General features: G+C 35.9%; 25 protein-coding genes and 1 riboswitch. Of the genes, 12 read left to right on the forward strand and 13 right to left on the reverse strand.

The genetic code is table 11. From position 1 onward, the window contains the following. Nucleotides 1-22: 22 nt before the first annotated feature. The 7 genes from CUN59_RS08300 to CUN59_RS08335 form a co-directional block, all read right to left on the reverse strand. Complete coding sequence (locus CUN59_RS08300) at nt 23-2,374, reverse strand: tetratricopeptide repeat protein (protein WP_104387399.1); 2,352 nt, start codon at nt 2,372-2,374, stop codon at nt 23-25. A gap of 330 nt (nt 2,375-2,704) precedes the next feature. Then, nucleotides 2,705-5,254 carry an O-linked N-acetylglucosamine transferase family protein gene (locus tag CUN59_RS08305; RefSeq protein ID WP_104387400.1) on the reverse strand — a complete coding sequence of 850 codons (2,550 nt, stop codon included), beginning with the start codon at nt 5,252-5,254 and terminating at the stop codon, nt 2,705-2,707. Between the two features lie 9 nt (nt 5,255-5,263). After that, nucleotides 5,264-5,680 (reverse strand): glycosyltransferase family protein, encoded by a 417-nt coding sequence (locus CUN59_RS08310; protein WP_207765387.1) that lies wholly within the window; start codon nt 5,678-5,680, stop codon nt 5,264-5,266. Between the two features lie 926 nt (nt 5,681-6,606). Then, complete coding sequence (locus tag CUN59_RS08320; RefSeq protein WP_306460507.1) at nt 6,607-6,987, reverse strand: Uma2 family endonuclease; 381 nt, start codon at nt 6,985-6,987, stop codon at nt 6,607-6,609. 53 nt (nt 6,988-7,040) lie between these two features. Continuing rightward, complete coding sequence (locus CUN59_RS08325; RefSeq protein ID WP_104387402.1) at nt 7,041-7,757, reverse strand: Uma2 family endonuclease; 717 nt, start codon at nt 7,755-7,757, stop codon at nt 7,041-7,043. Nucleotides 7,758-7,852: 95 nt separating this feature from the next. After that, a complete protein-coding gene (locus CUN59_RS08330; RefSeq protein WP_104387403.1) occupies nt 7,853-8,251 on the reverse strand; it encodes a tetratricopeptide repeat protein in 399 nt (132 codons plus the stop codon). A gap of 132 nt (nt 8,252-8,383) precedes the next feature. Further along, nucleotides 8,384-8,977, reverse strand: a complete 594-nt coding sequence (locus CUN59_RS08335) for a thylakoid membrane photosystem I accumulation factor (protein ID WP_104387404.1) — start codon at nt 8,975-8,977, stop codon at nt 8,384-8,386. A gap of 275 nt (nt 8,978-9,252) precedes the next feature. Between CUN59_RS08335 and CUN59_RS08340 the strand changes: the two genes are divergently transcribed. From CUN59_RS08340 to CUN59_RS08350, 3 genes are all read left to right on the forward strand, one after another. Next, nucleotides 9,253-10,596 carry a Mur ligase family protein gene (locus CUN59_RS08340; RefSeq protein ID WP_104387405.1) on the forward strand — a complete coding sequence of 448 codons (1,344 nt, stop codon included), beginning with the start codon at nt 9,253-9,255 and terminating at the stop codon, nt 10,594-10,596. A 204-nt stretch (nt 10,597-10,800) separates the two neighbouring features. After that, on the forward strand, nt 10,801-11,055 hold the full coding sequence (locus CUN59_RS08345) for a hypothetical protein (RefSeq protein WP_243406897.1): 255 nt from the start codon (nt 10,801-10,803) through the stop codon (nt 11,053-11,055). 63 nt (nt 11,056-11,118) lie between these two features. Then, nucleotides 11,119-11,391, forward strand: coding sequence for a hypothetical protein (locus CUN59_RS08350; protein ID WP_104387406.1), 273 nt, complete (start codon nt 11,119-11,121; stop codon nt 11,389-11,391). On the opposite strand, the gene CUN59_RS22295 is transcribed toward CUN59_RS08350, so the two are convergent. After that, the gene (locus CUN59_RS22295) at nt 11,388-11,519 is read right to left on the reverse strand and encodes a hypothetical protein (protein WP_279327293.1); all 132 of its coding nucleotides are present in this window, start codon (nt 11,517-11,519) and stop codon (nt 11,388-11,390) included. The genes CUN59_RS08350 and CUN59_RS22295 overlap by 4 nt on opposite strands. 103 nt (nt 11,520-11,622) lie before the next feature. Between CUN59_RS22295 and CUN59_RS08355 the strand changes: the two genes are divergently transcribed. Beyond that, on the forward strand, nt 11,623-12,624 hold the full coding sequence (locus CUN59_RS08355; protein WP_104387407.1) for a metal ABC transporter solute-binding protein, Zn/Mn family: 1,002 nt from the start codon (nt 11,623-11,625) through the stop codon (nt 12,622-12,624). A gap of 51 nt (nt 12,625-12,675) precedes the next feature. Here CUN59_RS08355 and CUN59_RS22430 read toward each other — a convergent pair whose 3' ends face one another. The 3 genes from CUN59_RS22430 to CUN59_RS21075 form a co-directional block, all read right to left on the reverse strand. Further along, nucleotides 12,676-13,047 carry a WD40 repeat domain-containing protein gene (locus tag CUN59_RS22430; protein ID WP_306460508.1) on the reverse strand — a complete coding sequence of 124 codons (372 nt, stop codon included), beginning with the start codon at nt 13,045-13,047 and terminating at the stop codon, nt 12,676-12,678. 129 nt (nt 13,048-13,176) lie between these two features. After that, entirely contained in the window at nt 13,177-13,470 is a 294-nt protein-coding gene (locus CUN59_RS08365) for a hypothetical protein (protein WP_104387408.1), read from the reverse strand. 383 nt (nt 13,471-13,853) lie between these two features. Further along, nucleotides 13,854-14,024 carry a CAB/ELIP/HLIP family chlorophyll-binding protein gene (locus CUN59_RS21075; RefSeq protein ID WP_133164010.1) on the reverse strand — a complete coding sequence of 57 codons (171 nt, stop codon included), beginning with the start codon at nt 14,022-14,024 and terminating at the stop codon, nt 13,854-13,856. 248 nt (nt 14,025-14,272) lie between these two features. Here CUN59_RS21075 and ald point away from each other — a divergent pair, with 248 nt between their 5' ends. Continuing rightward, nucleotides 14,273-15,364, forward strand: coding sequence for an alanine dehydrogenase (gene ald, locus CUN59_RS08370; RefSeq protein WP_104387409.1), 1,092 nt, complete (start codon nt 14,273-14,275; stop codon nt 15,362-15,364). A 55-nt stretch (nt 15,365-15,419) separates the two neighbouring features. Here ald and CUN59_RS08375 read toward each other — a convergent pair whose 3' ends face one another. Next, on the reverse strand, nt 15,420-15,809 hold the full coding sequence (locus CUN59_RS08375; protein WP_104387410.1) for an MAPEG family protein: 390 nt from the start codon (nt 15,807-15,809) through the stop codon (nt 15,420-15,422). 211 nt (nt 15,810-16,020) lie between these two features. Next, the gene (locus CUN59_RS08380) at nt 16,021-16,440 is read right to left on the reverse strand and encodes a GxxExxY protein (protein WP_104387411.1); all 420 of its coding nucleotides are present in this window, start codon (nt 16,438-16,440) and stop codon (nt 16,021-16,023) included. 165 nt (nt 16,441-16,605) lie between these two features. Between CUN59_RS08380 and CUN59_RS08385 the strand changes: the two genes are divergently transcribed. The 7 genes from CUN59_RS08385 to CUN59_RS08410 all read left to right on the forward strand — a co-directional run bounded on the left by CUN59_RS08385 (nt 16,606) and on the right by CUN59_RS08410 (nt 21,476). Then, nucleotides 16,606-17,379, forward strand: coding sequence for a hypothetical protein (locus CUN59_RS08385; RefSeq protein ID WP_243406898.1), 774 nt, complete (start codon nt 16,606-16,608; stop codon nt 17,377-17,379). Further along, the gene (locus CUN59_RS08390) at nt 17,379-17,852 is read left to right on the forward strand and encodes a DUF2726 domain-containing protein (protein WP_104387413.1); all 474 of its coding nucleotides are present in this window, start codon (nt 17,379-17,381) and stop codon (nt 17,850-17,852) included. The genes CUN59_RS08385 and CUN59_RS08390 overlap by 1 nt, the downstream gene beginning before the upstream one ends. 70 nt (nt 17,853-17,922) lie before the next feature. Then, nucleotides 17,923-18,099 carry a DUF6888 family protein gene (locus CUN59_RS22620; RefSeq protein ID WP_438501809.1) on the forward strand — a complete coding sequence of 59 codons (177 nt, stop codon included), beginning with the start codon at nt 17,923-17,925 and terminating at the stop codon, nt 18,097-18,099. After that, complete coding sequence (locus tag CUN59_RS08395) at nt 18,096-18,320, forward strand: DUF6887 family protein (protein ID WP_104387414.1); 225 nt, start codon at nt 18,096-18,098, stop codon at nt 18,318-18,320. Before CUN59_RS22620 ends, CUN59_RS08395 begins: the two co-directional genes overlap by 4 nt. Before the next feature lie 420 nt (nt 18,321-18,740). Further along, nucleotides 18,741-18,837: riboswitch (TPP riboswitch) on the forward strand. A 6-nt stretch (nt 18,838-18,843) separates the two neighbouring features. Next, on the forward strand, nt 18,844-20,217 hold the full coding sequence (gene thiC, locus CUN59_RS08400) for a phosphomethylpyrimidine synthase (protein ID WP_104387415.1): 1,374 nt from the start codon (nt 18,844-18,846) through the stop codon (nt 20,215-20,217). A 92-nt stretch (nt 20,218-20,309) separates the two neighbouring features. Continuing rightward, nucleotides 20,310-20,489 (forward strand): PCP reductase family protein, encoded by a 180-nt coding sequence (locus CUN59_RS08405; RefSeq protein WP_104387416.1) that lies wholly within the window; start codon nt 20,310-20,312, stop codon nt 20,487-20,489. Nucleotides 20,490-20,717: 228 nt separating this feature from the next. Further along, nucleotides 20,718-21,476 (forward strand): COP23 domain-containing protein, encoded by a 759-nt coding sequence (locus tag CUN59_RS08410; RefSeq protein WP_104387417.1) that lies wholly within the window; start codon nt 20,718-20,720, stop codon nt 21,474-21,476. The last annotated feature ends 1,074 nt before the right edge of the window (nt 21,477-22,550 follow it).

Genomic DNA, 22,550 nt, shown 5'->3' on the forward strand with positions numbered 1-22,550 from the left:
CACGAAATTATTTATTACAAACTTATGCCATAGGAGATTCATGATAATTAATTAATATCTCCAGCTTTTCCTCATTCCAAACAACAGGAAAACGAGGATGTACTTCTAATGTTTTACTCCAAAAATAACAACCATAAGCGAACCATTCACCATCTAATGTTTGCATGAAATTTGTTCCATATAATCCAGTTTCAGGACTACCTTGAACTATGGGAATTTTACCTACTGCTGTAAATGGTCCTGTGATATTATCGGCAGTATACCAATGCAATGAACAACGTGTTATTGCTACTGTTTTTCTTTCCTCCATTTCTAATTGCTCTAACCACTTAGGATTAATAAATTCAGAGCCAACGGAGAAAAAGAGATGATATTTGCCGTCTCTATAGATAACTTGAGGACGTTCCATTTCTAAATAAATTCCTTCTCCTATATCTTCAATTATAGGATAGGTTGCGGGTGCTAAAAGTGTATAATTACCATCAATCCTATCTGCAACAGCACAACCTATACATCCTTGATAGATAGAATTAGGATTAGGAGAATTAGCAGTAAAAAACATATAATAATTCCCTGTACTCGGTTCTTGTACAATATAAGGATCTCGCCAAGGATAATGGGTTAATGTCATACCCTCATGGAAACTAGGACGAGTCGAATAGTAACTAGAATGAAGCTCTAGAAAAGGTTCTTGTTTCCATTCCCAATTAATACCATCAGAGGAAGTCGCTAAAGCTATTATTTCATGAAGGATATTTTCCGATGATGAAGCAGCAAAAAAGAAATAGTATATTCCATTCTCTTTATAAACACTACCTGCTAAAATGCGAGCATTTGCCCAATCTAAATCTAGATTAGGTTTAATGATTACTCCTTGATATTCCCATGTTTTTAAGTCATAAGAAATAGCACTGGCAATTTCTCCAACTGTCCAAAATGGTCTAGACTGGCTACTTCCGGTGAGGTAAAATAAGCGATAGTAGCTATTATCTTTAAATAACATTGCATCCCAAGCATTATCACCTTGTTGAAGTTGGGGAAAATACCCAGATTTTTCACATTCTGTAATAGTTTCTATCAAATGCTTTGTGACATTATCGTTTGGATTTAACTCTAGTGCTTTTTCAAAGTTCAAAAGAGCTTGTTTAATATTTGCTTGATATCTATTACAAATCCCTAGATTATAATATGCTAGAGAAAAATCTGGTTGATATTCAATAGCTTTCTGACATAATTTAATAGCTTCTTCTACTTGTCCTTTTTGATAGAAACAAGTTGCTAATCGGCAGTAAGCTTCAGGTGAGTTAGGTTCAAGTTCTAGCGACTTATTAAGATATTTAATTGCTTTTTCTCTGAAATCTGCTTTATTAGTATCATTACTGATTTTTAGCAACCCAATTGCTAATCCTAAGTAAGCCTTAGCATTATTCTTATCAATATTAATAGCTTTTTCGTATAATCCAATTATATCTTGAAAATTATTTTCTTTTTGCAGACAAGAACCTAAATTATAATAAGCCTCTACTAAATTAGGATTAATTTCAACTGCTTTTTTCAAGTAAGGAATAGCTTCTTGATATTGTTCTATATCATGTAGACAAGCTCCTAAATTATTAAGAGCTTCACTTAAATCAGGATTTATAATAAGAGCTTTCTGAAATTGAATAATAGCTGCTTCAATTTTCTCTTCATGCTGTAAACAAATACCTAAATTACAGTAAGCTTCTGCCAGATTAGGATTTAGCTCTATTGCAATTTGGCTCTTGTTAATAGCTTGAGAAAAATTATGATTCTGAAGATAACAGAAACTTAGTTCATGATAGGCTTGACCAAATTGAGGATTAAGTTTAATTACTGTTTCTAAATTAAAGATAGCTTTATCCCATTCGTTCTGATTTTTGTAACATAGTCCTAAGTAATAGTAGGCTATATGCTCTTGAGGTTCTAAGTCAATGAATATTTGTAAGTAGTCAATAGCTAAATTAAATTCATTTTGCTGAAACTTGATCATTCCTAATCCTAAATAAGAATCTGCATAACTAGAATCAAGATTATTGATAAACAAATATAATTTTTCTGCTTGAATAATATCTTTTTTTTGAAACAATTGAAATGCAGTTTTTGCAGCTATATCTAATAGTTGGTTGTAGAAATTAACTTGAATAGCTATGTCTTCAGATAATTCTATTGATGATAGAATATTTTGAGATAGTTCGTCTTTATTTTCTAGGAGCAACGCCAAACATAAATAGATAGAAACCTCCAAGTCTATATTATCTGTTGTTAGATACTCCTCATATAATGATATTGCTTGTTGATAATTACCTTGATTAAAATGTAGTAATGCTTGTTCTTTAATATTGAATGAAGTCATTTTGCACCTATTTTATGCTGATAATTTTTTGAGTAATGCCAAATTAAGATGAAGCTACAGAATATTTAAAGAATAATTTAAGCCTTGGTTTGTTAATTTCTGGTATTGTACCTCATAAGAATGGGAAGTGCTGTATAATTTTGTGGAGTCTCACCTCAAATTACATTGTGTATAAAATAATTATGATTATAATAACTTGTCTAAATTTAATGGTTAGAGATTAACATAAATTTACAGTATTCAACAATTGATTAAATTTTAAGGACTAAAATGCTGACTCCAAAAAAGTTTGTAGTAAGAGATTAGTCCTATTTATTCATGAATCTTGCACTATAGTTTATTGATTAAAGTATCTAGATGATAATTTTTTAGATTTCCTACAGATGCTTGTTCCAAAGTCTTTGCATCTTCATGATTCAAAATAATTCTGGCATAAATGCGAGATAATAAAGATTGCCATTGCATATTCCCTAACTTATCTACTAAAGAGATATCTATAGTATCGGTAATATCTAAATCTTCCATTAACAGATTCATGGCTACGCTAGATAAAAACATTTCCGCATCTTCAGTAGTAATACTACCTGTATGGATAATCAGGGTAATTTTTTCATTTTCAGGATGATTTGCTAATGCATAAATTAGTTGCTGTAACTCAAATCCTAGTTCATCTTCTGATTGTGTCCAATCAGGAAAAATTATTAAGTTAATATCTCTCAGTCTCAGGCGATTTTCTAGATTTTCTAACAGATAATTAGTGAATATTGTCTGAAAGATATTACCCATTTTAGCGGAGTAAGAGCGACTATCCAGGAAACTAGGATTATTCTGCATCGCTGCTTTAATTTCGTCGCTTTTTTGTTGCCGTAATTCAGGATTATTACCTAGTGTAACAGCTAATTGGATATAAGTTTCTTCACTATCTGCTACTAAGTCAGGAATATTCAATGTTTGGATCATTGCTGCTCCCATTGCAGAACGGAAACAATTTCCCTGTCTTGCTATCACTGGTAAATTAACCTGTAGTGGTTCTATTAGGGAAGTTGTTCCTGAAAATGGGAAAGAATCTAAATAGACATCTGCTATTTTATAATATTCCTTCATCTCCTCTCGTTCTGGGACTGGTTGAGGATCTAATACTATTAAGCGTTCAGTTTCTAACCCATATTTGATAAATATGGAATTGAGATGATTGATAAATTGTAGCTTGGGATAATTATTTGACCAATTGGGACCAAATGGTAATAGCACTAAAACTGAATTTGGTACTTGAGAAATAATTTTTGCCCATGCTTCCACTAATTCGGGAATTATTTTAAAGTAGTTAGCACAGGAGATGAAAACAAAAGCATCTTCGGGAATACCTAAATTATTCCGTTCTACTGGGTTGGTGATTTTTCCTTCTTCAGTTCCATAACTAAAACAATGGGCTGAACCCTCTAATTTGATTGACTTTTCTTGATATTGATCTTGTGCTGTGGGTGATGAATCAGTTAATGTACCAGAAATATAATAATCTATGTTTCTCATTCCTGTTGTCACTACAGAACCACCGCTAGTAACTTGTATTCTTGCTAATCTATGGGTTGCTAACAGGCAGATTTGATTAGTGACTGCGGTGACGTTGGTAGCTATAAATAAGATATCTACATCATCACCACGAATCATATTAACCTGTGCTGACAATTCTTGTGGTAGCAGTCTAAAGGCATTAGCAGAAAGTTGACAATATTGTTCTAGTGGATGGCTAGTTTGGCTGAGAGAGTACAAGATAACTTCAAAATCTCGGCTGATATATTCATAAACAGGAAGATAAGCATAAGTTTCTGCTGAGGGTGTAAAATGTGTTGCTAGAATACCAAGCCGGATTTTTTTTCTGTTTATAGGTCTATCTGGAAATTCATAATAAATTTCATCACCATTGAGTTTCAGAAAATATTCTATTATTTCTGCACGTTTAACATAGATATCTTTTAGATTGACCTCATTGAAGTAGACAGGGATGAAATTAGCAATCTGAGTGAAATTTTTAGCTGCTTCATGCCATAATTCCGATTCAGGATTATTGAATATAGATGTGTGTAGGTAATCAAGAGATTTCTGTAAGTATTGGTAGTAATTATCTGCTTCACCGATTTCTTGGAAGTATGAATGAGCGGAAAATAGGAATTTCAGATACTCATTTTCCTGAACTAATCTTTGATATTCTTGGACAACTTGGATATTTTCTGAAATTGGCTGTTTATTGAAATTTGAATCTTGCTTAACTACAGTTAATCCTGCAATTACATGAATTACTTTGCCAGGAGATTCTTCATGTTCAAGACGCACAGCACTGAACTCACCTTTAAATCCATACCTTCTACAAAGGTCTAGATAAGCAGGATATTCATTACAATAATATAGAAAAGAATTAATATTCCAAAAACTGATATGAGTTGGATCTTGGAAAGCGCCTCTACCATCTGTAGACGGTACACGAATATCAACTTTTGCGCCATGCTTACAAACTCTCCAAATCTCATTCATGGTGTGAATTCGGTCTGGCAGATGTTCAATAACATCATGCGCCCTAATTTCGTCTACGCTACTATCTTCAAATGGAAACCTTTGACTCAGATCGGCAACAATATCTACACCTAAGCCGGGACATAAGTCCACACCAACAAATCCATTAGGTTTATTGAGTCCACATCCTAAATCTATGCGTAATTGCTGTAAATGAGACTGGCTATTCAAAAATTTAAACTTATTTTCCATAGATTGGTTTTGTTGTTGAATATTGTAGCTTTTAGTTAATTGTAAGCTACTTGTCGTAACATACATAGGACTTACGCACAAAGCAATCAAAAACCTGATTCTTTCGTAGGGGTAATTCATGAATTACCCCTACTTTCGTTCTATTTTGCGTAAGTCCTGATACAAAGAACACTTGCCATTAATATAATCATCAAATCTTTTTCTGATAATTCCAGTAACAACAGCATCTTTAAGTTGTGAATCTTTAAAAGCACGATATTTTTTATATCTAACCTCCTCTACACCATCACTAGCATTCCAAGTTATGCCATCTATGATTGGCGCTTTTCCAGCAGGTAGATGAATTCCAATATCTTCATCTTCCATGTAAGCATTGAGTAGTCCTAAAAGTTGTACTCTAAAGCTGTAGTCAACATCTTCAAAACCATATAGTCCATAATCTTCACACCAATAGCCTAAAATTTCTTGTGTACGCTTGGGAATTAAAAAACAAGCACCTCCAATATTACCTTCTTTTTTAACTCTAATTTTTTGCTCCCGAATCATTGTTAAAGGATAGCTAACAGGCTCAAAATTATAGATTGTATGTTTACGAAATAATAATTCAGAAGATAAGTAGGTGAACAGAAAAAAACCGAAATATGTAACGAAAAGTAAAGTTGCCTAAAACCTTTTCTCTATTCCCTGTTCCCTTGTCATAACGACAATTTTTAACGCCAACCTACTTAACTCAGTAATTTTGTAAACTTTAATATTTCTATTATTTCCCTTCCCTCTTTTTAGCATCTGCCAAAGCAGTTTTATAATCCTGTCTATTTGGATGCAGCTTAACCAACTTCTCCATTCATTAAAGCGATTGCTGTAGTTATCCATCCTTAAATTACCCCCATATCCGTAGAATACCCACAACTTCCAAAAATCTATCATCTCCTAAATACGTAAAAATTTCTTGAAATAAATCTTTACAATTAACATCAGCAAACCCTTTTCTTAAAAAAATAAAGCATCGTTTACCCATCTAGTTCTACCCCTAATTCTCGCAACTTTGCCGCCAATTTATCATTGTTAATGGGATTATTCATAGATTCTACTTTTCCTAACTATATGACTGTGAACAAAAATTTAATTGATATTTTTGGCTCTACCGTTCTCTTTATGTAAAACAACATTTATTGTAGGTTGGGTTGACAAAGGAAACCCAACACCCCTTGGTATCCTATCGCTAATGTTGGGTTTCACTTCGTTCTACCCAACCTACAAAAATTAAATTAATATTCTTCTCCGTAAGGGGATCGGTAGAACCATATTTTTTAATTTAACATCTGACTAATAATAATATCAATATTAGGAAAAGCTAATAAATTAATTATCGGTTCTTGCCATTTTATTTCCAGTGAATAATTCCCCTTGTTAGGGTTACGAAAAACTATTAATTCTTGCGTTGGTAGGTTGATAACCCAATACTCAGCTATTTACGCTTGGGCATAGATTTTTCTTTTAATTAATAAATCTTTGCTTAAACTCGTATTAGCAACTTCAATCAACCAAAAAATATCATCGGGATATGGATGGTGTTGATTATATCTGTGTTCAGGTAATTTAACGATCGCAATATCAGGTTCTGGTTCAGAATTAGATAAAGTAATTGGACCATTAAACCGCACATCTGCTTTACCTTGTAAAAGATTTGCTAAATAATTTACACTTCTTTTGGCAGTATTATAATGATCAGGCAATTCTGGACTCATTTCTATAATTTCTTCAGCTATTAATTCGCAATTACGACCTGTTAAAATATCTGATTCAATCATTTTATGGTAGTCGCTAACTGTCCATTTAACAAAAGTTTTCATTGAGCAAAATCTCCATAAGTTGCTAAGATTTTTTTCATTTTAACAATTCGTGCTTAATCATCAACTTCCACTCCTAACTCTCTTAATTTTGCCGCCAATTTATCAGCCCGTTGTTTTTCCTGTTCAGCTAATTCTTGTCCTGTTAATAATAAATTACCTTCTAAGTCCCACCAGCGTAACCAAGGCAATTCTACATTTTTATATATTCCTTGCCAAATACCTAATTCAACACCCATTTTTGCAATTACATAATGACCTCTTTCATTAGGTGACATTAAATAATATTCTCCCTCAACTAAATGATATAATTCTAAAGATGATTTCTTTTCTTCATAAATGCCATAAAAAGGTACTCTAATTGCTTTTTCATAGACCCAAAATTTTCCCTGATAGGGAGTTTCGTCTCTTTCTTCTTTACCGTTTCCTGATACAAATTCAATGACAATTAAAGGTGCTACCAATTCTTGCCATAATACGTAAGAACGGCGCATTTGACCATTTAAAGTTGGTGGCACATCAGGAACATAAAACCAATCTGGTGCTTCTGCTCCCTTCTCTGGTGGGTCTGTAATTCGCCAATAAATACCGCTATCTTGTCCTATACAAAATTGTTTATCTGGGTGAATATCTTGTAATTTTAACCAAATAGATTCAGTTAATAAAATACTTTGGGGATGCTCTTGAAAATTCTTCACTATTGTTCCATCTTCACAGGGTAATTGAGTATGATCTGGTAACTGCGTGGAAAGATCAAGTTTAAGAGTATCCATAATTTCCCATTTTGGAAGAATAGCTTTGTTTCCCTTATGATAGAGTATAGCATTATATCCGTCTGAGCTATATTGTGAACAAAATTGAGTTAACTCTAAGGGTGATTACTCTGTCTTGTTTTTGTTTGCACATTCGTCAATAAAGTTTTATAATCTTGCCGATCTGGATGTTGTTGTGATAATTTTTCCAGTAATGCGATCGCTCCTTGATTATCCCCTGAATTTAACCGAATAATAGATAACTTCTCTAAAGCCATCTGATTATTAGGTTCACGCTGTAAAACCAACTCATAACCCTTAACCTGTCTCTGTAACTCACTTTCGGCAGATTGAACTACTGGTTGCTCTGGTTTTTCCCAAGCCTGTTTGATAGTATTAAATCCCCCAAACAGTATAGAACCACTAAAAGATATCAGAGAAATATATGTAACAATTCTTTTCTTGCATTCAATTTGCTTACCGCGCTGAATGAAGTAATCATTGGAATTAGCCATATATCAAAAATAGCTGTGATCAAAGGTACAGCCTTCCTCCCAGTCATTAGACTACCCACAACGCTAAAAAAAATATCATCAATATCTCAAAATTGAGGGAATACCCAGGACGGGAATACCCCGCCCCTACTATTATTGATCTTCTAGCTGACTGCTAAATTCCTTCGGAGAACGTCGTCTTAATTCCACTGACTCAGTACGGGGTAATAAGTCAAATATTACTCTCAACTTGTCGTCTATTTCCTCAAAAGGTACTTGACCTTTCTCATTCAAGACCACCTTACCCAACTGGTCAAAAATTACCACTTGGGGTACACCCCCTGAGTAATAGTATCCTGGTTCTGTGGGTGAATAGGTCTGATCCGGTAAAATAGTATCCACGCTAATGGGAATAATTTCTACTACCTGTCCGTAAAAAGCTTGCATCTGGGAAACAACCGGCGCATATTGCTTGCAATCACTACTATCCTCGACGTAAAATGTCACTATAGCTGGTTTATGTTTTGCTAAAGTCTGAGCTAATGTTTCTTTGGAAGGAACTAGAGAGCCATTACCAGCATAAACTACAAAAATATTGCCATCATAGCGGTCATCTTTAATACCTGCCAAAGCTGGCTGCATAGTAATGAAGAATAGGCAAACAAGCAGCAATAGGCATTTAGATACTAACCGTCTCCAATTAGTAATTATTTGAGTTTGTAAAAAAAGCCACTTTATGCTATTCATCAACAAAAACCTTGTCTTTACTACTATTTTTCCTAAGTTTGTGCTGAACTAATATTAACTGGGTTGGATAATAATCACACGCACACACTATTTTAAAGATAACCCTGAGTGGGACTACATCTCAACAACACATACTATTTTCCGAAAAATTTCTGGTTCTAGATACATTCCTAGAGAACATCTCTACTAGATTTGTCCTTTTGATGCTATCTTCACTAATTAGTTAAACTTGCAGGTTCAAATTCTGTTTACAATTATCAGGTTATTCATAAATCATGACTGTGGATCAGAAAATAAGAGTTATAGATAGATTACGCTTAGGTTTTGCGGTATCAATAGCAAAAAGTGTCACTTTTTTCGTCAGGTCACTGCGTCTTGGCGCTGCTAGTGTTCTACCAGGTTCTATTGCACGACGGATAGAACCCCGCATTTTAGAATTATTAAGTCAGCAAGTCAAAAATGGAGTAATTCTGATTGCCGGCACAAATGGGAAAACAACTACAGCATTACTATTATGTAGCATTTTAACAAAAAAAGGTTTTCGCATCGCCCATAATTCCACCGGAGCAAATTTAGAAAATGGTTTAGCAACTGCTTTAATAGATAATGCCAATCTTCTGGGAAAATTGAATATAGATTATGCAATTTTAGAAATTGATGAAAATATAGTTCCTAAAGTTTTAAACCCCCTCAAACCTCGAATTATTCTTTGTTTAAATCTCTTCCGTGATCAATTAGATAGATATGGGGAAGTAGATACTATTAGTAAACGCTGGACAAAGGTAATTTCTACTTTACCAGAAACAACGGTAGTTATTCCCAATGCCGATGATCCGACTTTATCATATTTAGGACAACAGTTACCCCAAAGGGTTTTATTCTTTGGCTTAAATGAACCAGAAAATTATTTAGAATCCATTCCCCATGCAGTTGATTCTATTTATTGTCCCCGATGTGGTCATCCTTTAGATTATCAAGGAGTTTATTTATCTCATTTGGGAGATTTTACTTGTCCTAGTTGTGGTTTTAGTAAAAGTAAACCCACATTATTTAGCCGAGAATGGCCACAAATTCTCGTAGGATTATACAACAAATATAATACTTTAGCCGCAGTTACAGCCGCCCAAGAATTAGGAGTTGATGCAGTTAGTATTAAGGATACAATTAATCATTTCCAAGCTGCTTTTGGTCGGGCTGAAGATTTAGTGATTGATGGTAAAAAAGTGAGAATTTTATTATCAAAAAATCCTGTCGGCACAAATGAAACTATTCGTGTCGTCACTCAAAGCAGCGATAAAACTACTTTATTAGTATTGAATGATCGCACTCCAGATGGTACAGATGTATCCTGGATTTGGGATGTGGATACAGAAAAGTTAGTAGAACGGGGAGGAACTTTGGTTGTGAGTGGCGATCGCGTCTATGATATGGCTTTACGTCTGCGCTATAGTCAATCATCTGTAGAAAGTCATATTAACCTAATTGTAGAACCAGATTTACAGCAAGCGATCGCCACTGCTTTAGAGCATACACCAATCCATGAAACCTTACACATTCTCCCCACCTATTCCGCCATGTTAGAAGTGCGAGAAATATTAACCGGGAGAAAAATTCTCTAACAGTTGACACCTAACTACTGACTACGGATTAATAATTAGTTATGCTGTATCAGCAGCAGTGTTTATAGAATCGTCAATAACCCTACCCGTCAATAGGGATGGGGCTTGTAATTAACAAAGATTACGTGTTTGACTAGCTCACTGAGACTAATCCTGATACGCACTTCCAAATACTTCCCCAGTTTGGATTATCTGCAAGACTGTTTGTTCAGTCGTTGGGTTCAGCCAAGACATTCTGGATTAGTTGGGCGAGGTGATTTTGTAGAAGCTACCCAAGGTCAGAAAACATTTTTCGGTTGGGTTAGTGGAGATACGGAAAAACAAGTTTCAGTTAGTGATTTTAATTGGAAACGATTAGGACAATGTACAGCTAAAAAAGTCCGATTGATACAGCGAAACACGGGTTTAATCGTGTTATCAACTCGGAAAATGTTTAATTTAATGACGTTGAGCCATTAAATTAAACACGCTATCCCTCCCCACCCTGCTTCGCTGAGGATGGGGTATCTCGCGGAAAACAAGATGAAAATAATCAAACGCATTTTGCTTGCTTTACCCCTGTTTTTAGCCTCTGTGCTATTAATAGTCAACCCAGCGCACGCTTCCAGACTCCAAACTACACCCGATGCACAAATGATGGTGGTGAAATCTACATCCGTAAATCTTGATCTAATTACACCACAAGTAAATAACATCACACATTCAGTGATAGAATCAAGTGGTTGCAGTTGTGCTAATTGTGTTCAAGCTAATTTCCAAATGTTACAAGGTAAATTACCTTTAGTTAACATTTAATAAATTATAGGAATCATAAATGATATTTGATAGCTTGCTTGGTGTAGCCATAAAATATTAAGTAGTGTAGGGTGGGCAATGCCCACCAAAACCCGCTTACGTTGGGCAATGCCTACGTAATATTTCATAAATCAAATATTATTCCTATAGAACCCTAAATATTAGAGAGACACAGCAACCCTGTGTCTTTATTGATTTAGATTTTCACTCCTGAGTCCTGAATTTTGTGATATGCAACATTTATTAAAAACTACTATCTTTAGCCTAATATTCGGCTTATTTAGTTGTAATAATCCCAACATTAATAAAATAAATAATCCCAGCATTAATAAAATAAATAATCCCCAAATAGTAACCAATAATATTAATAAAAATTTACCCTCAGTAGTCGCAACAAATAGTATCCTATGTGATTTAACAAAACAAATTGCTCAAGATACAATTAACCTAACCTGTTTAATACCTCCCGGTATAAATCCATTAAATTATAAATCCATGCCAGAAGATACTCAAACTATTAAAAATGCTGATTTAGTTTTATATCATGGTTATAACTTTGAGCCAGGTTTAAACAAAATTATTAAATCTCTGAAAAAATCCCCACCAAAACTTGCGGTTGCTCAAACTGCTGTCACTAATACCATCAAAATCATTAAAAATAATCAGCAAATTGTTGAGCCTCATATTTGGCATAATGCTAATAATACCATTAAAATGGTGAAACTAATTAATACTAAATTAATTAAAACATTTCCCAAAAACAAAGATTTATATAATAGAAATACAAAAAAAATTACCCAAGAAATCAATCAAATGAATAAGTGGATTCAAGTCAGATTAGCTAGTATTCCTGAGAAAAATCGTAAACTAATTACAGCCCATAACGCTATGATTTATTATGTTCAAGCTTATGGTATTCCCTATCAAGGTAATTTAGCTAATGTGAAAAGTGCCGGAAAATTGACAGATACAAAAGTTAAAAACTTAGTTAAAGATATTAAAAAAGCTAAAGTACCAACTATTTTTAGTGATACTACCACTCAGTCTAAGGTACTCACCACCATTGCCACACAAGCTAAAGTCAAAGTTTTTGAGCGCCCATTATATATTTATGGTTTAGGTAAACCAGGAAGCGATGGAGAAACCTATCAAAAAATGATGACTGCTAACACCAGAATCATTATAGAAGGACTAGGTGGAACATATCTCAAATTTGAACCCAAATCAAAGTAAATGTAAGAATTCAGGTGAGGTAAAAATATCAGGACTTACGCAAAAAACCTCTCAAAATTTCACTTCTCCGTGTCCTCTGTGCCTGGAGTGGTTGGTTTTTTCCGTCACTTGTTCGTGAGTCCTCAAGATCCCCAAGTTATTTGTATTAATTGTGTCCATAAATAATAAATTGATCACGAAGTCGAGGATCTGGGTATGAACGGTAAATTGATAGCTAAAGAATAATGGGCGTTGTTGGACTAAATCCCAGACACGAATTCCATCTAAACCACCACTAACTAAAATTTTGCTATCAGGACTAAAAATCAGGGATTTAACAATACCCGTATGGGCGACAAAACTATGCAGCAGTCGAGGTTCAGCAACACTATTAGGCACCTCTGGCTTGAGGATAAGATTAGTATCAGCATGAGCAGAACTCATTTTCAAATCTTGCCCCATCAGACCAGATACAAATATGATCAATCCTAAAATCAGACTGCTACACCTTTGATCACTGTTCCTCACCTGCCTGAATTTTAGTAATAATTTTAACAAATTCATTGTTAATAACTACTGACGTGGTTTTTTCTTGGCAACCTTAATGACCGGTAAGGGATCACTAGAAGGCTGAGGTGGTAAATAATATTGGGCTACAGGTTCTTCTGGTATCGGTGGAGTTCGATGCATCCGCCATAATTTCAAAACGACGGCTATTCCTCCTGTGCCTAAACCAAAGGCAAAAAGAGACCAACTATCATCCAAACCACCAATTAAAGCATCTACAACACCAATTGTTACCAAGGCACTGATGATAGGTTCTTTACGGTAGGCTGACTTTAAAAAACGAGGTAATACAGCATTCATCACAGCTTAGTTACTTCCATTTAGAGTTTTTGTATAGATTTCTTGGGCAAATCCTAACTACAATTTGTCTATTGCATTAAGGGCAAATAATAGCACACACAATTATAATTTTCTTGGGCAAAAAAAGAAGTACGGTAATTAACACCCTAGCAACAGCGATTTTTAAGGAGAGGGTATTAATTATTCTTATTGTAGAGGATAGGGTACAAAGATCCCCGACTTCTGTGATCAATTTATGATTTATAGACACAGTCAGTAAAAGAAATGGGGGATCTGGCCATGAACGATCGCTATAGCTGAATACTTACAAATCATCATCAAACGAACATAGAGATGTTCCGGGGAACGTCTCTACTACATATCAACAATCCTCAATTATCAATCTATTTTAAACCTAGCCATGTAAGTACACCTTGATTGGTAGTATATTCAATAACTACCATTAAAATAAAGCCAATCATAGCTGCTCTACCATTTAAACGCTCTGCATATTCATTAAAGCCAAATTTGGGATCTTCTAATTTGGGGCTAACAGTGGGTTGTGGTTGTGTCATTATCAGTTATTCCTTTGGTGTAATTGACGAAGGGAGATTTACAGGGATTTTTCAACTAAGTTGCCAGGGATACTGACTAGAAGTTAACAATTTTTAATTATTCTTTATCTATTCTAATAATATTAGCGGATTAGTCAAGATGTAAGCTGTAGAGAATAAAAACTTCTCATTTTGAATTACTGAATACGGACAAAATTGGATCGGGACTGTCAGGCTAAAGTCAAACAATAAAATATTAGAGGCGATCAATGGAAATAGGTGTTCCTAAAGAAACTAAAGATCAAGAGTTTCGGGTTGGTTTAAGTCCTTCTAGTGTGCGGGTTTTACGGGAAAACGGCCATGATATTTTTGTAGAAAGCGAAGCTGGTACTGGTGCGGGTTTTACGGATGAAGATTACCGCCAAGCTGGAGCAAAAATTGTTAATAATTCTTCTGCTGCCTGGAATAGGGAATTAGTAATCAAGGTGAAAGAGCCTTTAATTAGTGAGTATAAATTTTTACAAAAAGAACAGTTGTTATTTACTTATTTACATTTAGCAGCAGATCGGAAATTAACAGAACATTTAATTGATTGTGGCACTTGTGCGATCGCCTATGAAACCGTAGAACAACCAGGAGCAAATAAACTCCCCCTACTCACCCCCATGAGTATTGTTGCGGGTCGGTTAGCCGTCCAATTTGGTGCAAGATTCCTGGAACGTCAACAAGGGGGAAGAGGGGTACTTTTAGGCGGTATACCAGGAGTTAAAGCCGGCAAAGTAGTAATTTTAGGCGGTGGTGTAGTCGGTACAGAAGCCGCAAAAATCGCCGTCGGTATGGGTGCAATAGTACAAATTTTAGATGTCAATGTGGAACGCCTATCCTACCTAGAAACCTTCTTTGGTTCGCGGGTAGAATTACTTTACAGCAATTCCGCCCATATTGAAACTGCTGTTAAAGACGCTGATTTACTCATTGGTGCAGTTTTAATTCCCGGCAAAAAAGCACCTATTTTAGTATCTCGTGAATTAGTTAAACAAATGCGTCCTGGCTCAGTGATTGTGGATGTCGCCGTTGATCAAGGTGGCTGCGTAGAAACACTACATCCTACATCACACACTAAACCAGTATATATTGATGAAGGTGTAGTTCATTATGGCGTTCCCAATATGCCAGGAGCAGTACCTTGGACATCAACACAAGCCCTAAATAACAGTACCTTACCCTACGCTGTGCAGTTAGCAAATCTGGGACTAAAAGCTTTAGAAGTTAACCCAGCTTTAGCAAAAGGTTTAAATGTCCAAAATCATCATCTGGTACATCCTGCTGTGCAAGAGGTATTTCCCGATTTAGTTGGGTAATTGGTGATTGGTGATTGGTAAAATTTAACCCAGTCACCAATGCACAGTCCCAGGTTTATTTCAGCATAGATAAAATAATACCCACAAGTGAACCGAGAATTAGCACGATGCTGCTAAGAGAACTAATGGCAAAACCTGGCCCGCGTTTTTCGGCCGCTATATAATATCCCCAAGCATAAGCAATACGCCCCACGACCCAAGCTGCACCTAAACCAGCAGCCCAAATAGGATTAACATATATAGAAAACAACCATAGGGCAGGTATAAATAAAGCTAGTTGTTCTAAAGTATTTTGCTGTACCCGTAAAACCCTTTCAAAATCTGGGTTGCCTGTGGTTTGTGGTACGGGAACTTGATATTTGAATCTAGCTCTACCAACATTAATTGTAACTACAAAATATAGTAAAAGTGCGGAAACAGTAACTAAACTAGGATAAGGCGACATAAACTTTCGTTAAATTGGAATTTGGCTTTAATATGTATGATTCTAGGGGGTAAGATGCCCGCAGTACAAGATTTAATCCTAATTTTGTCTAAAAATGCCATAAATGTATAAACGAATCGCAGAGGCGCAGAGGTAAGAGTTAGGGGGATAATGTAATGTTTTGCAAGAGTATAAACGAACCACAGAGGCATGGAGGACACAGAGGGAAGAGTTAGAGGATGATGCGTTTGATACCGTCTTTGAGGAGAGGGACATTAAAGTTGATGAGAAGACCTAAAGAAAGGTTCGTGATTTTCAGGTAGGACAAAAGTTGAGCTTCATGAATGGGAGCTAAGTTTTGCACAGCTTTTAATTCCACAATTAAACAGTTTGCAACCAAAAAATCTAATCTACCCCAACCCACCTCATGTCCTTTGTAGGTCAAACTGATTGACTTCTCAACCTCATGATGTATACCCCGCACCATAAACTCAATAATAAGAGCCCCCTTATACACCTCCTCCAAAAAACCAGGACCCAAAACCCGGTGTACCTCAATTGCAGCCCCAATAACTTCTCCTGTAAGCTCATTCATATCCTCTCCCAAACCTCTTACCTCCGTGTCCTCTGTGCCTCTGTGGTTCGTTTTCATTATAACTTCTTCTTACACACTGATAAGAAATGTGTTCTGAAGAAAAAGCCGGAAAATCAACCTTTTCCACAAAATCCAAAAATCTTAGCCAAGACTATTGTAATTTTAGAAAATAGAGTTTATGATATTTCCATGAACCTTAGCCAAGGTATTTGGAAAAAAGCCATGTCAAAAATTATATACGATGTCATCCAACGCTTTGAGGTTGAAAACGGTGTTCCTCGCTTAGTTTCCACGAATATTCAGGTAATTGAAGGTGGGGAAGATTTGTTATCTTTAGCTATCAGTATGTTAGGTAAAATGGGTTTTTATGAGAAGTTTGAGGAGAAGCGAACATCTCAATATATAGGGTATCGGTTGAAAAATCCTGGTAAGGGTGCTAAACGTTATCAGTTGGTTTTGTCGCAAAGACAGGATAGTTTATATATTTCAATTCCTAAATATATATTAAAATCGGAACTTTTGAACCTTGTTTATATTGTTGAAGACGAGCAGATGATTCAAGATGATTTAGGAAATGAATTATATAACTATCATCCAAATGTTTATTTAGATAGATATTGGATATTACCTAGTAAGAAAGATATATTTTTGGAAGTAATGCAATATTATTATCCCAATATTTTAAATTCTGAAGTGAGAGGAAATTTTTGTTTGAATCCTAATGTAAATTTTATGTGGATAGATGATGTTGGTGGCTTATCCCACCCCACACAACCAGAAGGATTTGATATTGAGAAATTAGAAGAATTTAGTCATTACATAGATTTATATCAACAACATAAACTTTTCCCTGTAGAACTTAATAGTCAACTTAGTTACTTAATTTTATATGAGGATAAACTTTTTCCCTATATGTCACAGGTATGTATTACCTCTAGTGAATTTTTAGAAGAATTTATTACCCACTTTGCAAAAATATTAATGGAGAAAAACTAATGTCTGTAAAACCCAAAAGACTCGTTAACCCTTACGAAGAAAGAATGTTAGAATTTCTCCAAACCTGCATAGATGAAAATTATAAAATTCATACCCAGGTAAGCTTATGCTCATTTTGCGAATTAGATAAAGGTCTTGATATAGAACTCAGAAAATTTTTCTTTAGTTCCAGCGTAGACGCTCTCATCACAAATGATAATTATCAACCTTGTTTAGTCGTAGAATTTCAATCTACATATCATGATTATCACGATGCAAAAGAGCGTGATCATAAAAAATTACATCTACTCACATTAGCAGGAGTTCCCCTACTTTATTCAAGAATTAAAGACTTTGGATTGTTACATCTTTACTCGCAAAATGAAGATGTAATATTTAACTTATTCACAGGTGAAAAAAGAGAAAATGCCAAATCCTTAATTAGAAAATATTGCCAACCCTCAAACCTTGCTAACTTGCGAGCAATAGCATAGTTAAGATTTGACCGCATTTAATTGGTATAATATCTAGGAATAATCTATTATTTCCAAGTAAGGAGCAATTATTCTACCCACATCAGCACAGGGGCTAAAGTGTATCTACTTATGTCAAATGTTGACAACAGCTTATTTACCAATTTATATGGTGCGATTAGATGAACGTACTGGAAAAATATTCATCTTAGCAGGCGATAGCATTGAAATAGTAATTGATCGTGATGGAAATTGGGAGTACCAATGACAAAACCAAACTTTGATGCCATGACAAAATCAGAGTTACGCGCTTACGTAATTGCACATCAAGAAGATCAAGAAGCTTTTTACGCATTTGCAGATCGATTGCAAGCACAACCTAATAGAGTAGTTTATCCTGCATCAATGACACCAGAAGAAATCAAAAAAGTAATATTAGAACGGATTCAGCAAAAACAAAAATTACAGGACTCAGAAGCTACAGCTTAACAACCAAATCCAATCTTAGACCATCAGGACTTACGCAAAATATCTCTCAAGACCTCTTTCCTTCGTTCCTTCGTGGTTCATTCTTCCGTCACTTGTGCGTAAGTCCTAACCATTTTACACCCAGTAAAAATCAAAAACTATTCTATAACTAGAATAAATAACTCATAAATAGTCGGTTAAAACCGACTTTAGCTATTAGACAGGGAATTTATTCCCTGACTTAAATACTGGCTTACAGCAGTTTTCATGTCTTTAGACCACAGTCAGGGCGAAGCATTCGGATGATAGTCTTGGGTAAAAACCGATTAATTGTCCGAATGCTGATGCTTTCAGCACGCTACGCGAACGCCCCTACATGAAAATAGCTCTAACTTGAATATTATTACCTACCATTTATTCTTCAACAAAATGCTAAAATCTTATAGATGCTAGGGGTGCTTGGAAAACCAAGCTGAGATCAAACCCTTAACACCTGAGACTGGGTAATACCAGCGTAGGGAAGCTGTATATTGAGGATTGTAAAATGCGAACTGAATGGGTAGCCAAGCGGCGTGGACAGAGCAATGTAACCCAAATGCACTATGCTCGTCAGGGTGTCATTACTGAAGAAATGCACTACGTTGCAAAGGTGGAAAACCTTCCTGCTGAACTCATCCGTGAAGAAGTAGCACGGGGTAGAATGGTTATCCCTGCGAATATTAATCACACGAATTTAGAGGCGATGGCTATTGGTATCGCTTCTAAATGTAAAGTCAATGCTAATATTGGCGCCTCTCCCACTTCTTCTAACGTGGAAGAAGAATTAGATAAACTTAGATTATCTGTAAAATATGGTGCTGATACCGTGATGGACTTGTCCACAGGTGGCGGTAATTTAGATGCAATTCGTACCGCTATTATCAAGGCTTCACCTGTTCCCATCGGTACCGTACCAGTTTATCAAGCTTTAGAAAGCGTCCACGGGAGAATGGAAAACTTCACCGCCGACGACTTTCTCCACATCATCGAAAAACATGCCCAGCAAGGGGTAGACTATCAAACTATCCATGCGGGGTTGTTAATTGAGCATTTACCCTTAGTTAAAACCCGCATTACAGGTATTGTTTCCCGTGGTGGCGGTATTTTGGCTAAGTGGATGTTGCTGCACCGCAAACAAAACCCCCTGTATACCCATTTCAACGACATCATTGAGATTTTCAAGAAATATGATGTAACTTTCAGTTTAGGCGACTCCCTGCGCCCTGGATGTACCCATGATGCGACGGATGCAGCACAGTTAGCGGAACTGAAAACTCTGGGACAACTCACTCGCAGAGCGTGGGAACATGATGTACAGGTGATGGTGGAAGGTCCCGGACACGTTCCTATGGATCAAATTGAGTTCAACGTCCGCAAGCAAATGGAGGAATGTTCAGAAGCTCCTTTCTATGTTCTTGGTCCTTTGGTAACAGATATTGCTCCTGGTTATGATCATATTACATCAGCTATTGGTGCAGCGATGGCCGGATGGTATGGTACAGCAATGTTATGTTATGTGACACCTAAAGAGCATTTAGGTTTACCTAACGCTGAAGATGTGCGTAATGGTTTAATTGCGTATAAAATAGCGGCTCATGCAGCGGATATTGCGAGACATCGGCCAGGTGCTAGAGATAGGGATGATGAACTTTCTCACGCTCGGTATAATTTTGACTGGAATCGTCAATTTGAGTTATCTTTAGATCCTGATCGGGCTAAGGAATATCATGATGAAACTTTGCCTGAAGATGTTTATAAAAAGGCTGAGTTTTGTTCTATGTGTGGGCCTAAATTCTGTCCCATGCAAAGTAAACTTGATGCTGATGCTTTGATTGAGTTAGAGGAATTTTTGGCGAAAGAACCTGTAGCTCAGGTTTAAACACTAAAAAACAATATCCCCCACTTCTAAGATACCCGACTTCTTAAAGAAGTTGGGTATTTGAAAACATAAATATTAAAATGTAAGAACCTATGAGTGAACAAATTAAATGGACTGCGGAAGCAGAAGCTAAACTGAAATATATTCCTTTTTTCGTACGTCCTTTTGCACGGAAGAAGATTGAAGGTTATGCTTATGAAAAAGATATATTATTAATTACTCTTGAGGTTTATGAACAAGCTAAACAACTCTTTAATAAGAATCATAATTGATAAATATTATTTTACATAAGGAGAACGGTAGAGCCAATAGATTATTCCGTGAGATTAAGATAAGTAATAGCCACCAAAACCAGATTCAGGTCAGTAATGTCCACCATATATATTTGCCAGATGAAAGAGTAGGGGAGAAAAAAACACCTTTTTCCCTGAATCAAAAAGTTATATTATCCGTCAAGAGAAATATGAGCTATCTACCTATCCCCACCGGAGGTTAAATTTATGTCATTACGATCACTTCGGGTTTTATTACTGAGTAGTCTGGGTTGTTCTTTATTTTTTGGCAATGCTGTAGCTTTTGCTCAAGTTATTGTTCCTACAGATTCATCAGGTTCAACGAGCGTACCATCTGGTTCATCAACCACCCCAAATTCTACCACTACAATTGATGGCAGTACGAGATTTAGCTGTCAATATAATAATGGAATGCCTACGGTGATGTATCAACCCGAAAGTCAAGCAGGACAATATTTTGCTTGGGCTGCACCTCAAAATTTAGGCGGTGGTTGGGATGCTCAAAAACGTTGTGAAACCATCGCCAGCCGTTTAGAATTATATCGCCCCGATGGATTACAAGAACTACAAATAGCTGTCGAAAATAGGGAAAATATTATCTGTGTCACCACCGAATCCCAACCCAGTTGTCGCATTGTGTTGACAGTACCCCGTGATAAAGATCCCTATGCTATTCGTGATAGTGTATTCCAAAACCTAACTACTGCTGATAGTGGCCAACAAACTATAGCTGTCAGAACCTACACCAATCGTAACCGAGGCGGTGGCGATAGTCTATATAACTTGGGACAAAGCTTACTAGGTGGTAAAAATCCAGTTATATCCACTAGAAAAGGGATCAATTTGAAACCATATCTTGATCCTAAAGATGGTGGTACTGGTAGAGCTTTAAAGAATGGAGTATTAATTAGAAGTAATACTAGACAGCAAGCTCCTGCTCGCCTCAGCCCTGGTAAATTTCGTTAATTTTCACCAATTTTAGGAGTTAACAGAGTGAAGGAGGCAGGAGGCAGTAGTATGGCTAACGCCACCCTTTGCGAACGGCTTCGCTCACCAACCGGAGGCAGGAGGCAGGAGGGAATATTTCTTTCTCTCTTAACCGTCCCCTGTCACCTGTCATAACTGTATTTTTGTGACTACATTTACATTTTTTCAGAAGTTAATTTTACCCTTTATATAAATTTTGTCCTGTATTCATCTATTCAGTGTTGTAATTATTTCTCAGGTTAGATTGACTGGAGAAGATGAGTTACTACTGGGACTTACGCACTGCACAAATTAACCATGATATGTATGAAGGATATTTGGTCGTTTCAGGCTTTTGGCGATTAACTTCCGATCAATAGCGAGTTGCTTGCAGCAGCGCTTCGCTATCGCTCAAAAATCATCAAACAATCACGTAAAAATGCCCAAAATCTATACCTCATATTTGGTTGATCCTGTCAATGCGTAAGTCCTAACTACATAAAAATTATGTAATAGCAACAATTCTTAGTTTTCTAGTTCCGAGTATGAATTTTTAATTATGCCTATTTGCTCACTACAAACCTAACTGATTAGAAAGATAATCAAGAAGATTAGCAAAGATTTTTAAAGAGAGAGTCAGTTTGATATGACAAATTCATCAATTCATGGTATTTTGGTACGATAATATGCACATATCAATACACTGAACTGCTTGACCGTCAACTACCCATCACTTCCCTTCGGGTAAGTGAGGGCTTGTAAAAGCCTAGTTGGACTGAGTTCTTAACGGAACTACGTTAGAGGTAAGAGTTAAAGACCTACCAGGGAATGCGTAGCTAGTTCCCTGCTCTAGAACTTAAAAGTTAAACAGGCTTAAGGGTTAAACCAGTGCTTTTAAGATAGTTACCGACCTCTAACATTGTCAAAGCTAACATTACCCCAGAAATGGGAGGCTCTTCGGAGCAAAATATTATGTCCAAAGTATTTGTTTTAGACACTGAAAAAAGACCACTCTTTCCTAATTAATCCAGTAAATCAATTCACAAAGACAGTTACGAATCGAATATGGAAAAT

Origin of the sequence: Cuspidothrix issatschenkoi CHARLIE-1 (assembly GCF_002934005.1) — a bacterium.
GTDB lineage: Bacteria > Cyanobacteriota > Cyanobacteriia > Cyanobacteriales > Nostocaceae > Cuspidothrix > Cuspidothrix issatschenkoi.

What these genes read in the sequence shown, in the direction of transcription:
- CUN59_RS08325 (WP_104387402.1), bottom strand. Translation starts at nt 7,757, where the DNA reads ATGGATACTCTTAAACTTGATCTTTCCACGCAGTTACCAGATCATACT.
- CUN59_RS08410 (WP_104387417.1), top strand. Translation starts at nt 20,718, where the DNA reads ATGTCATTACGATCACTTCGGGTTTTATTACTGAGTAGTCTGGGTTGT.
- thiC (WP_104387415.1), top strand. Translation starts at nt 18,844, where the DNA reads ATGCGAACTGAATGGGTAGCCAAGCGGCGTGGACAGAGCAATGTAACC.
- CUN59_RS08305 (WP_104387400.1), bottom strand. Translation starts at nt 5,254, where the DNA reads ATGAATTACCCCTACGAAAGAATCAGGTTTTTGATTGCTTTGTGCGTA.
- CUN59_RS08355 (WP_104387407.1), top strand. Translation starts at nt 11,623, where the DNA reads ATGCAACATTTATTAAAAACTACTATCTTTAGCCTAATATTCGGCTTA.
- CUN59_RS22295 (WP_279327293.1), bottom strand. Translation starts at nt 11,519, where the DNA reads ATGAAATATTACGTAGGCATTGCCCAACGTAAGCGGGTTTTGGTGGGC.
- CUN59_RS22430 (WP_306460508.1), bottom strand. Translation starts at nt 13,047, where the DNA reads ATGAGTTCTGCTCATGCTGATACTAATCTTATCCTCAAGCCAGAGGTG.
- CUN59_RS08300 (WP_104387399.1), bottom strand. Translation starts at nt 2,374, where the DNA reads ATGACTTCATTCAATATTAAAGAACAAGCATTACTACATTTTAATCAA.
- CUN59_RS08365 (WP_104387408.1), bottom strand. Translation starts at nt 13,470, where the DNA reads ATGAATGCTGTATTACCTCGTTTTTTAAAGTCAGCCTACCGTAAAGAA.
- CUN59_RS21075 (WP_133164010.1), bottom strand. Translation starts at nt 14,024, where the DNA reads ATGACACAACCACAACCCACTGTTAGCCCCAAATTAGAAGATCCCAAA.
- CUN59_RS08385 (WP_243406898.1), top strand. Translation starts at nt 16,606, where the DNA reads ATGTCAAAAATTATATACGATGTCATCCAACGCTTTGAGGTTGAAAAC.
- CUN59_RS08340 (WP_104387405.1), top strand. Translation starts at nt 9,253, where the DNA reads ATGACTGTGGATCAGAAAATAAGAGTTATAGATAGATTACGCTTAGGT.
- CUN59_RS08390 (WP_104387413.1), top strand. Translation starts at nt 17,379, where the DNA reads ATGTCTGTAAAACCCAAAAGACTCGTTAACCCTTACGAAGAAAGAATG.
- CUN59_RS08375 (WP_104387410.1), bottom strand. Translation starts at nt 15,809, where the DNA reads ATGTCGCCTTATCCTAGTTTAGTTACTGTTTCCGCACTTTTACTATAT.
- CUN59_RS08350 (WP_104387406.1), top strand. Translation starts at nt 11,119, where the DNA reads ATGAAAATAATCAAACGCATTTTGCTTGCTTTACCCCTGTTTTTAGCC.
- CUN59_RS08405 (WP_104387416.1), top strand. Translation starts at nt 20,310, where the DNA reads ATGAGTGAACAAATTAAATGGACTGCGGAAGCAGAAGCTAAACTGAAA.
- CUN59_RS08310 (WP_207765387.1), bottom strand. Translation starts at nt 5,680, where the DNA reads ATGATTCGGGAGCAAAAAATTAGAGTTAAAAAAGAAGGTAATATTGGA.
- CUN59_RS08320 (WP_306460507.1), bottom strand. Translation starts at nt 6,987, where the DNA reads ATGAAAACTTTTGTTAAATGGACAGTTAGCGACTACCATAAAATGATT.
- CUN59_RS08335 (WP_104387404.1), bottom strand. Translation starts at nt 8,977, where the DNA reads ATGAATAGCATAAAGTGGCTTTTTTTACAAACTCAAATAATTACTAAT.
- CUN59_RS08395 (WP_104387414.1), top strand. Translation starts at nt 18,096, where the DNA reads ATGACAAAACCAAACTTTGATGCCATGACAAAATCAGAGTTACGCGCT.
- CUN59_RS08330 (WP_104387403.1), bottom strand. Translation starts at nt 8,251, where the DNA reads ATGGCTAATTCCAATGATTACTTCATTCAGCGCGGTAAGCAAATTGAA.
- CUN59_RS08380 (WP_104387411.1), bottom strand. Translation starts at nt 16,440, where the DNA reads ATGAAAACGAACCACAGAGGCACAGAGGACACGGAGGTAAGAGGTTTG.
- ald (WP_104387409.1), top strand. Translation starts at nt 14,273, where the DNA reads ATGGAAATAGGTGTTCCTAAAGAAACTAAAGATCAAGAGTTTCGGGTT.